Source organism: Herbaspirillum sp. LeCh32-8 (assembly GCF_017814915.1).
GTDB lineage: Bacteria > Pseudomonadota > Gammaproteobacteria > Burkholderiales > Burkholderiaceae_D > Herbaspirillum.
In genome coordinates this window covers 1-12,191 of sequence record NZ_JAGIPZ010000013.1, presented here as the reverse complement: position 1 = coordinate 12,191, position 12,191 = coordinate 1, and the positions used below count along the sequence as shown (strand labels likewise).

Below are 12,191 nucleotides of genomic sequence, written 5' to 3'. Positions count from 1 at the left end.
CCCGCGCATGCATCGCCGATGGGAGAGGAAGTGGGGCGCTCAGCCCTGGCGCATCAGCGCTTCGATGTCGTCGGCCTTGCTGGGAACGCCGGTGGTCAGCAGCTCGCAACCGGTCGGGGTGACGTGGGCGTCGTCCTCGATGCGGATGCCGATGTTCCAGTATTGCTCCGGCACGCCTTCGCCCGGACGCACATAGATGCCCGGTTCGACCGTCAGCACCATGCCCGGCTGCAGCGTGCGCCATGGCTTGCTGCCGTCGGCCGTCGCCGGGTCGCGGTAGTCGCCGACGTCATGCACATCCATGCCCAGCCAGTGGCCCGTGCGGTGCATGTAGAACTGGCGGTAGTCGCCTTTCTCGATCACGTCCTGCAGCGAGCCGACCTTGTTCTTGTCGAGCAGGCCGGTGTCCAGCATGCCTTGCGCCAGCACGCGCACGGCGGCGTCGTGGCCGTCCATGAAGCGCTTGCCCGGGGCGGTCTCGGCCACCGCCGCGTTTTGCGCGGCCAGCACGATCTCGTACAGCGCGCGCTGCGGCCCGCTGAACTTGCCGTTGGCCGGGAAGGTGCGGGTGATGTCGGAGGCGTAGCCGTCCAGTTCGCAGCCGGCGTCTATCAGCACCAGGTCGCCGTCCTTCAGTTCGGCGTCGGCGGCGCGGTAGTGCAGCACGCAGGAGTTGGCGCCGGTGGCGACGATGGAGCCGTAGGCCGGGAATTGCGAGCCGTTGCGGCGGAACTCATGCAGCAGCTCCGCCTCCAGATGATATTCGCGCAGGCCGGGGCGCGAGATGCGCATGGCGCGGCAATGCGCCTCGGCGGAGATCACGCCGGCGCGCTTCATCAGGTCGATCTCGAAGGCGTCCTTGAACAGGCGCATGTCGTCCAGCAGCACGCTGACGTCGACCACCGAGCCGGGCGCGGCCACGCCGCTGCGCGACAGCGCGCGCACGCCTTGCATCCAGCGTTGCAGCTGGGCGTCGCGCTTGTCGTCGTGGCCCAGCGCGTAGTACACCGCGGGCGCGTCGGCCAGCAGCGCGGGCATGCTTTTATCGAGTTCTTCGATCGGGTGCGCGGCATCGAAGGCGAATTGCTGCTGCGCGGCTTGCGGGCCGAAGCGGTAGCCGTCCCAGATCTCGCGCTCCAGGTTCTTGTCGCGGCAGAACAGGATGCTGCGGTTCTCCCGCCCGGCGATCAGCACGATCACCGCCTCCGGCTCTGTGAAGCCGGACAGGTAGTAGAAGTAGCTGTCGTGGCGGTAGGGATAGTCGGCATCGCGGTTGCGCATGACTTCCGGCGCGGTCGGGATGATGGCGACCCCGCCGCCGGCTTTTTGCATGGCGGCGATCAGGCGCTCGCGGCGAGCGGCGAAGGGCGTGGCGTTGAAGCTCATGGGCGTGCGCTCCTCAGGTCAATGCTTGCAGTTGATCGATGGTGCCGACGTTGTGCCAGTCGCCGCGATAGACGTCGCCGCCGACCTGGCCACGCGCGGCGTATTCGCGCAGCAGCGGGCCGAGCTTGGCGTGTTCGCCGGGCGTGATGGCGTCGAACATTTGCGGGCGGTAGACGCCGATGTTGGCGAAGGTCAGTTTCTTCTCGCCTTCATTGGCGATGGAAAAGTTGTTGAGCGCAAAATCGCCCTCGGGGTGGAAGGATGGATTCTTGACCAGCCAGATCCAGGCGACGTCGCGCTTGTCCAGCGCCAGCGGGTTGCCCCAGGGGTCTTCGTCTTCCAGCACGGTCTTGACCTGCTCATAGTCGAAGTTCGGGCAGTAGACGTCGCCGGAGACGGCCACGAACGGTTCCTCGCCCAGCAGGTGGCGCGCTTTTGCGATGCCGCCGGCGGTTTCCAGCGCGATGCCTTCGGGCGAGTACATCAGCTGCGCGCCGAACTTGCTGCCGTCGCCCAGCGCTTCTTCGATCATGTGGCCGAGGTGGGCGTGGTTGATCACGATCTCGGTGATGCCGGCGCGCACCAGCGACAGGATCTGCCACACGATCAGCGGGCGGCCGCGCACTTTCAGCAGCGGCTTGGGACAGTCGTCGGTCAGCGGGCGCATGCGCTCGCCGCGGCCGGCTGCAAAGATCATGGCTTTCATCGCGCGGCTCCTCAGAAGGTGTAGCCGAACTTGGGCGCGTGTTCTTGCTCGAGCTTCTCGATCAGGCGCACCAGCGGCGTGAAGGCGACGTAGCGGCGCGCGGTCTTGAGGGTGTATTCCATCACCAGCGGCATGTCCTTCAGGTAGCCGTCCTTGCCGTCGCGGTGGTACAGGCGGGCGAAGATGCCCAGCACCTTGAGGTGGCGCTGCAGGCCCATCCATTCGAAGTCGCGGTAGAAGCTGTCGATGTCGGGCGCCACCGGCAGGCCGGCGCGGCGCGCCTTTTCCCAGTAGCGGATCGCCCAGTCCAGCACCAGTTCCTCATCCCACTGGATGTAGGCGTCGCGCAGCAGCGAGACCAGGTCGTAGGTGACCGGGCCGTAGACCGCGTCCTGGAAGTCCAGGATGCCCGGGTTGCCGGTGGGCAGCACCATCAGGTTGCGGGAATGGTAGTCGCGATGAACGTAGACCTGCGGCTGGGCCAGGTTGTTGGCCAGGATGGCGTCGAAGGTCTTGGTCAGTACGGCGTTCTGCTCGTCGGTCAGCGTCACGCCCAGATGTTTGCCGACATACCACTCGCGAAACAGCTCCAGCTCGCGCAGCAGCAGCGCGCGATCGTATTCGGGCAGGGCGTCGGGCTTGCTTTGCGCTTGTAAAAGTACCAAGGCCTCGATCGCATCCATGTATAGTTTGTGCGCGCTGTCGGCCGTGAGCTGGTTCAGGTAGGTGGTCGAACCCAGGTCGGTGAGCAGCAGGAAGCCGCGCTCTGCGTCCTGTGCCAGGACTTTCGGCACGGTGACGCCGGTGGCGCCGAACAGGCCGGCCACCTTGACGAAGGGGCGGACATCTTCCTGCGGCGGCGGCGCGTCCATCGCGATGGCGGTGCCGCCGTCTTTCGTATCCACCCGGAAATACCGGCGGAAGCTGGCGTCGGCCGAGGCCGGGCGCAGGGTGGAGGAGAGCACCGGAGTGTCGGCGAGGGTGTCGAGCCAGGCTTGCAGTTCGGACAGGCGGAGATCAGGGGCAGAACTAGATGAAGACATGAACTATCTGAGGAATTCGTTTGACGTGTATGAGTTCCCATATAATAAGGGATTAAATTCAAAAAATCCGCCTGCACGGTGTCTTGCCACTCTTTTCATGATCCGGTTTTCCAAGTCTCTTTCTGAACGCACTGTCAACTGGCGGCTGGCGCGTCTGTTTTCGTCGGCAATGGCGGTGGCCTCGGCTTCCAGCCTGCTGCCGCTGACCGTCCACGCGCAGATGACGATGCCGGCCCCGGCGGCGGCTCCGGCCGACGACAAGGACGCGCCGGTCAACGTCAGCGCCGAGCAGATGACCGGTCGACCCGATCGCCAAGTCAACCTCGATCGCGACGTCGAAGTGGTCAAGGGCCACACCACCATCAAGGCGGACAAGGCCGAATACCGCATCATCCAGGACGAAGTCGAAGCTACCGGTCACGTCTGGATGAAGCGCCTGCAGGACCAATACACCGGCGACCATGCCGAGATGAACATGGGCACCGGCGAGGGCTATGTCACCCAGCCGACGTATCTGATCGGCAAGGTCGGCGGCCGTGGCAAGGCCGACCGCATCAATTTCCTCTCGGACGACCAGGCCCAGGTGCAGCAAGGCACCTACAGCACCTGCGAAGCGACCGACCCGGACTGGTATCTGCGGGCCAACACGCTCGATCTCGATACCGGGCGCGACGTTGGTACCGTGCATGGCGGCCTGCTGTATTTCAAGGACGTGCCGATCCTGGGCTCGCCGTGGATGACGTTCCCGTTGTCGGGCGAGCGCAAGTCCGGCGTGCTGCCGCCCACCATCGGCGCGACCAGCACCGGCGGCGCCGAAATCGCCGTGCCTTACTACTTCAACCTGGCGCCCAATTACGATCTCACGCTGGTGCCCAAGTACATCGCGCGTCGCGGCCTGCAGATGGGGGCGGAGACGCGTTATCTGGGCGAGACGTATTCCGGCACCACCTATGTCGAAGGCATTCAGGATCAGTTGACGGGGACCGGACGTTATTCCTTGTCGTCCATCCACAAGCAAAAGTTGTTGCCTCAGCTGGAACTGGCGTGGAACGTGAACAAGGCGTCCGACAACGACTACGCATCTGATTTCGCGCATTCCATCACGGGTAGTACGCAGCGTCTGCTGACGCGTGACGTCTCGCTGACTTACTCCAGCACCTACTGGAGTTTGTACGGGCACGTGTCGAAGTACCAGCTGCTGCAAGATGTCAACAACCCGATCACCAAGCCCTACGACCGGGTACCGCAACTCGTGTTCAACGGCAGCCGTCTTGATCTGGGTGGATTCGACTTCACCACGGTGGCGGACTTCACGCGCTTCTCCAGCGGCGAGTTGGTCGGCGGGGATCGCGGATATATCACCCAATCCGTGGCGTATCCCATCGTGCGCCCCGGTTATTTCATTACGCCCAAGGTCACGCTGGATGCGACCAGTTATCGCCTCAACAATGTCTCGGCCGGGCAGCCGACGAATTTCACGCGCACCGTGCCGACGATGTCGCTTGATTCCGGCCTGATCTTCGAGCGCGAGTCCACGCTGCTGGGCCGAAGCATGACCCAAACGCTGGAGCCGCGCCTGTTCTACGTGCGCACGCCCTATCGTGACCAGTCGCAGCTGCCCAACTTCGACTCCGGCCTGGCGGACTTCAATTTCGCCCAGGCATTCAGCGAGAATCGGTTCGTCGGCCACGACCGCATCAGCGACGCCAACCAGCTGACTGCCGCAGTGACGTCGCGCCTGATCGAAGAGAACGGCCTGGAACGTCTGCGAGCTGCCGTGGCGCAGCGCTTCTATTTCTCCGATCCGCGCGTAGCCATCGCCGGCACCACCACGACGACGCTGGGCAGCAAGTCCGACCTGCTGCTGGCGCTGGGTGGGCAGATTTCCAAGGAATTCTCCACCGACAACACGGTGCAATACAGCGAAACGCTGCGCCAGATGGTGCGCTCGACGTTCGGCGTGCGTTGGCAGCCGGCGCCCAAGCGCGTGCTGAACCTGCAATATCGCCTGGACCGCACCTACGTCAATCCGTCGACCGGATTGATCGACCCGATTCGCCAGATCGACATTTCCGGCCAGTGGCCCGTGTCGCAGCGCTGGTATGCTGTCGGTCGCATCAACTACTCGCTGCCTGACCGCACCGTGGCCGAGGGCCTGGCGGGCATGGAGTACAAGGCCGATTGCTGGGTCTTCCGCCTGGTTGCCCAGCGTATTCCGACCTCGTCGACCAAGGCATCCACGGGCTTCTTCTTCCAGCTGGAACTCACGGGTTTCTCCAAGATCGGCTCCAACCCGCTGGAAGCGATCAAGAGCAGCGTGCCCGGCTACCAGAACGTGAATCTGCCTGACAGCTCCACGAACGATACCTTCTAACTTTTCTGACCTGTTTATCCATGCGTAATATGCGTACACCACTCCTCGCAAAAACCAAAACAGTGACCGCACTGCTGTGCATGCTTGGCGTGGTCAGCAACGCGCATGCGCAGTTCGCTTCCACCATCATTCCGGTCGCGCCCTCCGAAACTGCACCGCAGACGCCGGCCAAACCGGCTGCCAAGCCTGCGGCCGCGCCGACGGTCAAGTCCGTGGTGGTGACGCCTCCGGCCGCGCCGGTCGCTCCGGCGCCCGCTGCTGCAGCGGCCACCGCGCGAGCCGAACCCAAGCCGGTCGATTCGATCATGGTCGTGGTCAACAACGACGTCATCACCCGTCAGGAAGTGGCCGAGCGCCTGGCCAGCGTCGAGCAGCGCATGACTGCGCAGAACGCGCCGATGCCGCCGCGCAACCAGCTGGTGCGCCAGGTGGTCGAACGCCTGATCGTGGAGCGCGCGCAAGCGCAGATGGCCAAGGAAAACGGCATCGTGGTGGATGACGCCATGCTCGACCGCGCCATGCAGCGCATCGCCGAACAGAACAAGATGCAGCTGCCGGAGTTCCGCGCCCGCCTGCAACAGGAAGGCATCGCCTACAACAGCTTCCGCGAAGATATCCGCCGCGAAATCCTGAGCCAGCGCCTGCGTGAGCGCGAGGTCGACAACAAGGTGAACGTCACCGAATCCGAAGTCGACAATTACCTCGCGGCCGAAGCCAACGCCGGCGGCACCCGCCAAGAAGTGGACATCGCCCAGATCCTGATCCGCGTGCCCGAGAACGCATCGCCCGAGCAACTGGCCTCGCGCCGCGAGCGCGCCGAAGACGTGCTGCGCCAGTTGAAGACCGGCGCCGACTTCGCCAAGACCGCCGCGGCCTATTCCGACGCCGCCGATGCGCTGCAAGGCGGCGATCTGGGCTGGCGTCCGTCCGACCGCCTGCCGCAGCTGTTCCTGGACGGCGTGTCCAAGCTGCAGGACGGCCAGGTCAGCGCCATCCTGAAGAGCGGTAACGGCTTCCACATCCTGAAGCTGGTGGGCCGTCGCGCCGCCGGTGAAACGCAGGCCGCCGCGCCCGCCGTGCAACAGACCCACGTGCGCCACATCCTGATCAAGGTCAATCAGGTGGTGACGGCCGCCGACGCCAAGCGCAAGCTGGCTGAACTGAAGGAGCGCCTGGATCACGGTTCGGCTTCCTTTGAGGAACTGGCCAAGCTGTATTCGAACGATCTGTCGGCCTCCAAGGGCGGCGACCTGGGCTGGGTGTATCCTGGCGATACCGTGCCCGAGTTCGAGCGCGCCATGGACCAGTTGAAGCCGGGCGAAGTCAGCCAGCCGATCGAGTCGCCGTTCGGCTACCACTTGATCCAGGTGGTCGAGCGCAAGACCGATGACGCCTCCAAGGAACGCGCCCGCGCTGCGGCCCGCCAGGCCATCCGCGAACGCAAGATCGAGGAAGCCAACGAAGACTGGCTGCGCCAGATCCGCGACCGCGCCTACGTTGAATATCGCAACGACGAGTAAGCTTGTAGCAGGAAGGCGCCAGATGGCGCCTTCACCCGAGCAAGAAGCCGGCCCCGTCGCCGGCTCTTGCATTTCTGAAGTCCATTTTCTTCACGCCATGAACCGACCCATCATCGCGCTCACCTGCGGCGAACCGGCAGGCATCGGTCCCGAGATTTCACTGCGCGCCGCCTGGGAACTGCGCAATGAAGTGCGTTGCGTGCTGCTGGGCGACGCCGCCCTGCTGGCGCAGATCGCGCACGATATCGACCCCGCGCTGCGGGTGGCGGCGATCTCCATTCAGGCGTGGCACAACGGCGGCCTGCCCAATTTCCCGGCGGATCGCCTGTGCGTGATCGATTGCCCCACCGCCGAGCCCGTTCGCCCGGGCCAGCTGGATGCGCGCAACGGCCGCGCCGTGCTGCAGACGCTGGACATGGCGGTGCAGGGCGCGCTCAACGGCAGCTTCAGCGCCATCGTCACCGCGCCGCTGCAAAAGAGCACCATCAACGACGCCGGCGTGGCCTTCACCGGCCATACCGAATACCTGGCCGACGTCACCAACACGCCTCAAGTGGTGATGATGCTGGCCGGCGGCGATGCGCCGCATCTGCGGGTTGCCCTGGCCACCACCCACTTGGCGCTGAAGGATGTGCCGGCCGCGATCACCGCCGACAGCCTGGCGCGCACGCTGGACATCATCGCCGCCGACCTGCGCAGCAAGTTCGGCATCGCCGCGCCGCGCATCCTGGTGACCGGCCTGAATCCGCACGCCGGCGAGAACGGCTATCTCGGGCGCGAAGAGATCGACGTCATCGCCCCCGCCTTGCTGGCGGCGCAGCAGCGCGGCATTGACGCGCGCGGCCCGTACCCGGCCGACACCCTGTTCCAGCCCAAGTACCTGGAAGACGCCGACTGCGTACTGGCGATGTACCATGACCAGGGCCTGCCGGTGCTGAAGTTCGCCAGCTTCGGCCATGGCATCAACATCACGCTGGGGCTGCCGCTGATCCGCACCTCGGTCGATCACGGCACCGCCCTCGACCTCGCCGCGCGCGGCCTGGGTCACGCCGACCACGGCAGCATGGTGGTGGCCATCCGCGCCGCCGCCGACATGGCGCGTCGCCAGCATCAGGCCGCCGCCTGAGGCCGCCCAGCATTTCACCAGATATCACGACCATGAAACACATCGCCCGCAAACGCTTTGGCCAGAACTTCCTGACCGACGACGTCGTCCTGCACGACATCATCCGTTCCATCGGCCCCGAGCCGGGCGACGCCATGGTGGAGATCGGCCCCGGCCTGGCGGCGATGACCTCGCTGCTGCTGGACACGGTGCGTCACCTGCACGTGGTCGAGCTGGACCGCGATCTGGTCGAGCGGCTCAACAAGCGTTTCGACAAGGCGCGCCTGACCGTGCACTCGGCGGATGCCTTGAAGTTCGATTTCGCTTCGATCCCGGTGCCTGAAGGACAAAAGCTGCGCGTGGTGGGCAACCTGCCGTACAACATTTCCAGCCCGCTGCTGTTTCACCTGGCCGAGATTGCGCCGCAGGTGCAGGACCAGCATTTCATGCTGCAAAAGGAAGTGGTGGAACGCATGGTGGCCGAACCGGGCGGCAAGGCCTACGGCCGCTTGTCGGTGATGCTGCAGTGGCGTTACCGCATGGAGCTGATGTTCGTGGTGCCGCCCACCGCCTTCGATCCGCCGCCCAAGGTGGATTCGGCCATCGTGCGCATGATCCCGCTGGCGCAGCCGCTGCCGTGCCGCCAGGAACTGCTGGAACAGGTGGTCACCAAGGCCTTCTCCCAACGCCGCAAGGTGATTCGCAATTGCGTGGCGGGGCTGTTCACCGAAGACGAATTGAAACAGGCCGGCATCGATCCGCAGGCGCGTCCCGAAGCCGTGCCGATGGAGCAGTTCGTCGCACTGGCCAACTTGCTGGGTGAACGCCAGGCCTGATTGTTCAATCGCATGGCGGGAATCGCTCCGATTGCACAAAGTCACAATTCGGCGCCGGACTCGTAAGAACTGTAACCAAGTTTCAGAATCGATGGATTTCGATTTTTTGCGGCGTATATTGAAATCGTACCGCGACGACATAGCGGACATTTTCAGACAGGAGCCAATCATGGCCAGCAAAAAAATCGCATCGGTTCTGATCGCAACCACGCTTCTCGCTTCGGCGGCAGCCGTCAGCACGCCCGCCATGGCGCATGGCCGCGGCGGCAATGACGGCGTCGCCATCGCGGCCGGCATCATCGGCGCGGTCGCCATCGGTTCCCTGATCGCCAACGCCAATTCCGCCCCGGCCCAGCCGGTCTATCAGGCGCCGCCGCAGCAGGTGTATTACCAGGCGCCGCAGCGCGTGTACTACGAAGAGCCGCGCTACTACGCACCGCCGCCGCCGCCGCGTCCGGTGCGCTACGTGGAGCGTACCGAAGTGCGTACCTATCGTTATGACGACGACCGTCCGTACTACTACGGCCGTTGAGCGCGCAGCCGGTTAAAGACATTCGACTTGAGGGAAAACGGGCGACCTGCAACGGTCGCCCGTTTTCATTTCTGCATCGCCGGCGGCCGCCGGAAAATGACAATTTTGTCATCTAAATGTCATTCGAATGACGCCTTTGCCTCACTAGCATGGATGATCCTCAACCCCTCACGAGGCACCATCCCATGCATACATCCCTGGTCAAACTCTTCCGTGGCGCGCTGGCATCGGCGACATTCGTCGGCGCTTTCGCGGCGTCCACCGCCATGGCGCAGGCGCCCGCGCCTGCCCAAACCGGCATTCGTGGCACCATCGTTTCGGTCGGCGCCGACAAGCTGGTCGTCAAAAGCAATCGCGGCGGCGAGCAGACCGTCGCGCTCGACAAGGACACCCGGGTAGCGGCGATTTCGCTGGCCAACATCAATGACATCAAGCCGGGCAGCTACATCGGCGCGGCCGGCATTCCGCAACCGGACGGCTCGCAGAAGGCGCTGGAGGTGCACGTGTTCCCGCCGGCGATGGCCGGCACCGGCGACGGCCATCGTCCCTTTGACCTGGCGCCCAACAGCACCATGACCAACGGCACCGTGGGCGATGTAGTGGCCAGCAGCGGCCGCACCCTCACGCTGAAATACAAGGGCGGCGAAAAGAAGATCGTGGTGCCTGAAGATGTGCCCATCGTGAACATCGAAGCCGGTGAGCGCTCCATGCTGGTCGCCGGCGCCAAGGTGGTGGTGCGCGCTCGCAAAGGCGCCGACGGCAGCATGACCGCCGTCTCGGTCAGCGTCGGTAAGAACGGCGTCACGCCGCCGATGTAAGAGGCGCACCGATGCCCGGCAAGATCCTGCTTCATCCTCTGGCGGTGCGCATCGCCCACTGGCTCAATGCGTTGGCCATGGCATGCATGTTTACCAGCGGCTGGGGCATCTACAACGCGTCGCCGATCTTCGGATTCAAGTTCCCGGCCTGGATGACGCTGGGCGGATGGCTGGGCGGCGCCATCGCCTGGCATTTCGCGGCGATGTGGCTGCTGGTCGCCAACGGCCTGTTCTATCTGGCCTATGGCACGGCCAGCGGCCACTTCCGCAGGCACTTGTTGCCGCTGCGCGCGCGTGACGTGCTGGCCGATGCGGGCCAGGCCTTGCGCTTTCGCCTGCCGCATCAGCCCGGCATCTACAATGCCGTGCAAAAGCTGCTGTATTGGTCGGTGCTGCTGCTGGGCGCGCTGGTGGTGCTGTCCGGGATTTCCATCTGGAAGCCGGTGCAGCTGGATTGGCTGGTCGACCTGTTCGGCGGTTTCGATTTTGCGCGCAAGGTGCATTTCGCCGCGATGAGCGGTATCGCCGCATTCGTGGCGGTGCATCTGGCATTGGTGGCGATCGTGCCGAAAACCTTGCTGCCCATGCTGACGGGGCGGCAACATCTGCGCCGTGCGCGCGGGGAGGCGAGCTGATGGGCCGCAATGACGACCGCTCCGGCGCCAAGCCGGAGAAGATCAAGTTGGCCGACCATCGAAGCGGGCTGGTGAAGGTGGAACGACGCCTCATGCTGCGTTCGGCCTTGTCGCTGGGTGCGTTGTCCATGCTCTCGGGTTGCGACCTGCAGGACAACGACAGCGTGGACAAGGTGTTGTGGGCGATGTCGCGCTGGAACGACCGCGTGCAGGCCATGCTGTTTCGCGGCGACAAGCTGGCGCCGACCTATGCCGCCAGCCAGATCACCAACCCATTTCCCTTCAATGCCTTCTACGACGAATTCAATGCGCCGGACATCGACGGCGCCGACTGGCGCCTGGAAGTCTCCGGCCTGGTGCGCGACAAGCAGGCATGGACGCTGGAGCGCCTGCGCACCCTGCCGCAGGCCGGCCAGATCACGCGCCATATCTGCATCGAAGGCTGGAGCGCCATCGGCCAGTGGTCGGGCGTGCCGCTGAAGCTCTTCCTGCAGGCCATCGGCGCTGACCTCTCGGCGAAGTATGTCGGCTTCAAGTGCGCCGACCGTTATTACTCCAGCCTGGACATGGCCAGCGCCTTGCACCCGCAAACCGTCCTGGCGCTGGACTTCGGCAAGGAGCCGCTGCCGGTCTCCTACGGCTATCCGCTCAAGGTGCGCGTGCCGACCAAGCTCGGCTTCAAGAACCCCAAGCATGTCGTCGCCATCTATGTCAGCAACCAGAATCCGGGCGGCTACTGGGAGGACCAGGGCTACAACTGGTTCAGCGGCATCTGAACTCGCGGCCGGACGTTGCCGCGCGCAATAAAAAAGCCCGCAGCGTTGCGGGCTTTTTTATCGGTACAACGCGGCTCAGTCGGGCGCGCCGGACTGTTCCTTCTTCTGGATGAATTCAATCTTGTAGCCCAGGTCACTCAGAAGTTAGGTGATGTCGACAAACAATATCTCCATTACATCAATTGTTTAAGGTAACTGCGGTTGTCGACATGTCGACACTGATATGTCGACATTTGTTTGATCAGTGAGCGAATAAACGATCTTCCGCATCCTGCAGCGGAGCCGTGCTGGCGATTGATAGCTGATTGATGGCGCCGTCATCGCGGGTTGATGACTGTGACTCGCACAGGATCCACAAAGCAGAAAACTGAAAGGCCCGCATTTGAACTGCACCCCGAAAGTTGGACACCGATCCAACTTTTGGGGTGTTTTTCATGGCGAAGTACGATACGAAGTTTAA

General features: G+C 64.0%; 12 protein-coding genes. 8 read left to right on the top strand and 4 right to left on the bottom strand.

What is annotated here, in order from left to right; translation table 11 throughout:
- Nucleotides 1-39 precede the first annotated feature (39 nt).
- Genes pepP through J8I26_RS19155 form a run of 3 tightly spaced genes read right to left on the bottom strand, consistent with a single transcriptional unit; the run spans nucleotide 40 to nucleotide 3,135 of the window.
- Nucleotides 40-1,386, bottom strand: a complete 1,347-nt coding sequence (gene pepP / locus J8I26_RS19165; protein ID WP_209608709.1) for a Xaa-Pro aminopeptidase — start codon at nucleotides 1,384-1,386, stop codon at nucleotides 40-42.
- A 13-nt stretch (nucleotides 1,387-1,399) separates the two neighbouring features.
- Nucleotides 1,400-2,092 carry an N-acetylmuramate alpha-1-phosphate uridylyltransferase MurU gene (gene murU / locus J8I26_RS19160; protein WP_209608708.1) on the bottom strand — a complete coding sequence of 231 codons (693 nt, stop codon included), beginning with the start codon at nucleotides 2,090-2,092 and terminating at the stop codon, nucleotides 1,400-1,402.
- Nucleotides 2,093-2,103: 11 nt separating this feature from the next.
- On the bottom strand, nucleotides 2,104-3,135 hold the full coding sequence (locus tag J8I26_RS19155; protein WP_209608707.1) for a phosphotransferase: 1,032 nt from the start codon (nucleotides 3,133-3,135) through the stop codon (nucleotides 2,104-2,106).
- Nucleotides 3,136-3,232: 97 nt separating this feature from the next.
- Between J8I26_RS19155 and J8I26_RS19150 the strand changes: the two genes are divergently transcribed.
- The 8 genes from J8I26_RS19150 to J8I26_RS19115 all read left to right on the top strand — a co-directional run bounded on the left by J8I26_RS19150 (nucleotide 3,233) and on the right by J8I26_RS19115 (nucleotide 11,731).
- A complete protein-coding gene (locus J8I26_RS19150; protein ID WP_209608706.1) occupies nucleotides 3,233-5,509 on the top strand; it encodes an LPS-assembly protein LptD in 2,277 nt (758 codons plus the stop codon).
- Nucleotides 5,510-5,529: 20 nt separating this feature from the next.
- A complete protein-coding gene (locus J8I26_RS19145; protein ID WP_209608705.1) occupies nucleotides 5,530-7,029 on the top strand; it encodes a peptidylprolyl isomerase in 1,500 nt (499 codons plus the stop codon).
- 97 nt (nucleotides 7,030-7,126) lie between these two features.
- Complete coding sequence (gene pdxA / locus J8I26_RS19140; protein WP_209608704.1) at nucleotides 7,127-8,155, top strand: 4-hydroxythreonine-4-phosphate dehydrogenase PdxA; 1,029 nt, start codon at nucleotides 7,127-7,129, stop codon at nucleotides 8,153-8,155.
- Between the two features lie 32 nt (nucleotides 8,156-8,187).
- A complete protein-coding gene (gene rsmA / locus J8I26_RS19135) occupies nucleotides 8,188-8,970 on the top strand; it encodes a 16S rRNA (adenine(1518)-N(6)/adenine(1519)-N(6))-dimethyltransferase RsmA (protein ID WP_209608703.1) in 783 nt (260 codons plus the stop codon).
- 169 nt (nucleotides 8,971-9,139) lie between these two features.
- Nucleotides 9,140-9,502 (top strand): hypothetical protein, encoded by a 363-nt coding sequence (locus tag J8I26_RS19130; protein WP_209608702.1) that lies wholly within the window; start codon nucleotides 9,140-9,142, stop codon nucleotides 9,500-9,502.
- Between the two features lie 185 nt (nucleotides 9,503-9,687).
- The gene (locus J8I26_RS19125; RefSeq protein WP_209608701.1) at nucleotides 9,688-10,320 is read left to right on the top strand and encodes a DUF5666 domain-containing protein; all 633 of its coding nucleotides are present in this window, start codon (nucleotides 9,688-9,690) and stop codon (nucleotides 10,318-10,320) included.
- A gap of 11 nt (nucleotides 10,321-10,331) precedes the next feature.
- Nucleotides 10,332-10,955 carry a cytochrome b/b6 domain-containing protein gene (locus J8I26_RS19120; protein WP_209608700.1) on the top strand — a complete coding sequence of 208 codons (624 nt, stop codon included), beginning with the start codon at nucleotides 10,332-10,334 and terminating at the stop codon, nucleotides 10,953-10,955.
- On the top strand, nucleotides 10,955-11,731 hold the full coding sequence (locus J8I26_RS19115) for a molybdopterin-dependent oxidoreductase (RefSeq protein ID WP_209608699.1): 777 nt from the start codon (nucleotides 10,955-10,957) through the stop codon (nucleotides 11,729-11,731). Before J8I26_RS19120 ends, J8I26_RS19115 begins: the two co-directional genes overlap by 1 nt.
- A 241-nt stretch (nucleotides 11,732-11,972) precedes the next feature.
- Here J8I26_RS19115 and J8I26_RS19110 read toward each other — a convergent pair.
- On the bottom strand, nucleotides 11,973-12,191 hold a 219-nt coding region (locus J8I26_RS19110; protein ID WP_209608698.1), incomplete at its 5' end, for a hypothetical protein.

Excerpts from the sequence above, each read along its gene's own strand:
- pepP (WP_209608709.1), bottom strand. The coding sequence starts at position 1,386 with ATGAGCTTCAACGCCACGCCCTTCGCCGCTCGCCGCGAGCGCCTGATC.
- murU (WP_209608708.1), bottom strand. The coding sequence starts at position 2,092 with ATGAAAGCCATGATCTTTGCAGCCGGCCGCGGCGAGCGCATGCGCCCG.
- J8I26_RS19155 (WP_209608707.1), bottom strand. The coding sequence starts at position 3,135 with ATGTCTTCATCTAGTTCTGCCCCTGATCTCCGCCTGTCCGAACTGCAA.
- J8I26_RS19150 (WP_209608706.1), top strand. The coding sequence starts at position 3,233 with ATGATCCGGTTTTCCAAGTCTCTTTCTGAACGCACTGTCAACTGGCGG.
- J8I26_RS19145 (WP_209608705.1), top strand. The coding sequence starts at position 5,530 with ATGCGTAATATGCGTACACCACTCCTCGCAAAAACCAAAACAGTGACC.
- pdxA (WP_209608704.1), top strand. The coding sequence starts at position 7,127 with ATGAACCGACCCATCATCGCGCTCACCTGCGGCGAACCGGCAGGCATC.
- rsmA (WP_209608703.1), top strand. The coding sequence starts at position 8,188 with ATGAAACACATCGCCCGCAAACGCTTTGGCCAGAACTTCCTGACCGAC.
- J8I26_RS19130 (WP_209608702.1), top strand. The coding sequence starts at position 9,140 with ATGGCCAGCAAAAAAATCGCATCGGTTCTGATCGCAACCACGCTTCTC.
- J8I26_RS19125 (WP_209608701.1), top strand. The coding sequence starts at position 9,688 with ATGCATACATCCCTGGTCAAACTCTTCCGTGGCGCGCTGGCATCGGCG.
- J8I26_RS19120 (WP_209608700.1), top strand. The coding sequence starts at position 10,332 with ATGCCCGGCAAGATCCTGCTTCATCCTCTGGCGGTGCGCATCGCCCAC.
- J8I26_RS19115 (WP_209608699.1), top strand. The coding sequence starts at position 10,955 with ATGGGCCGCAATGACGACCGCTCCGGCGCCAAGCCGGAGAAGATCAAG.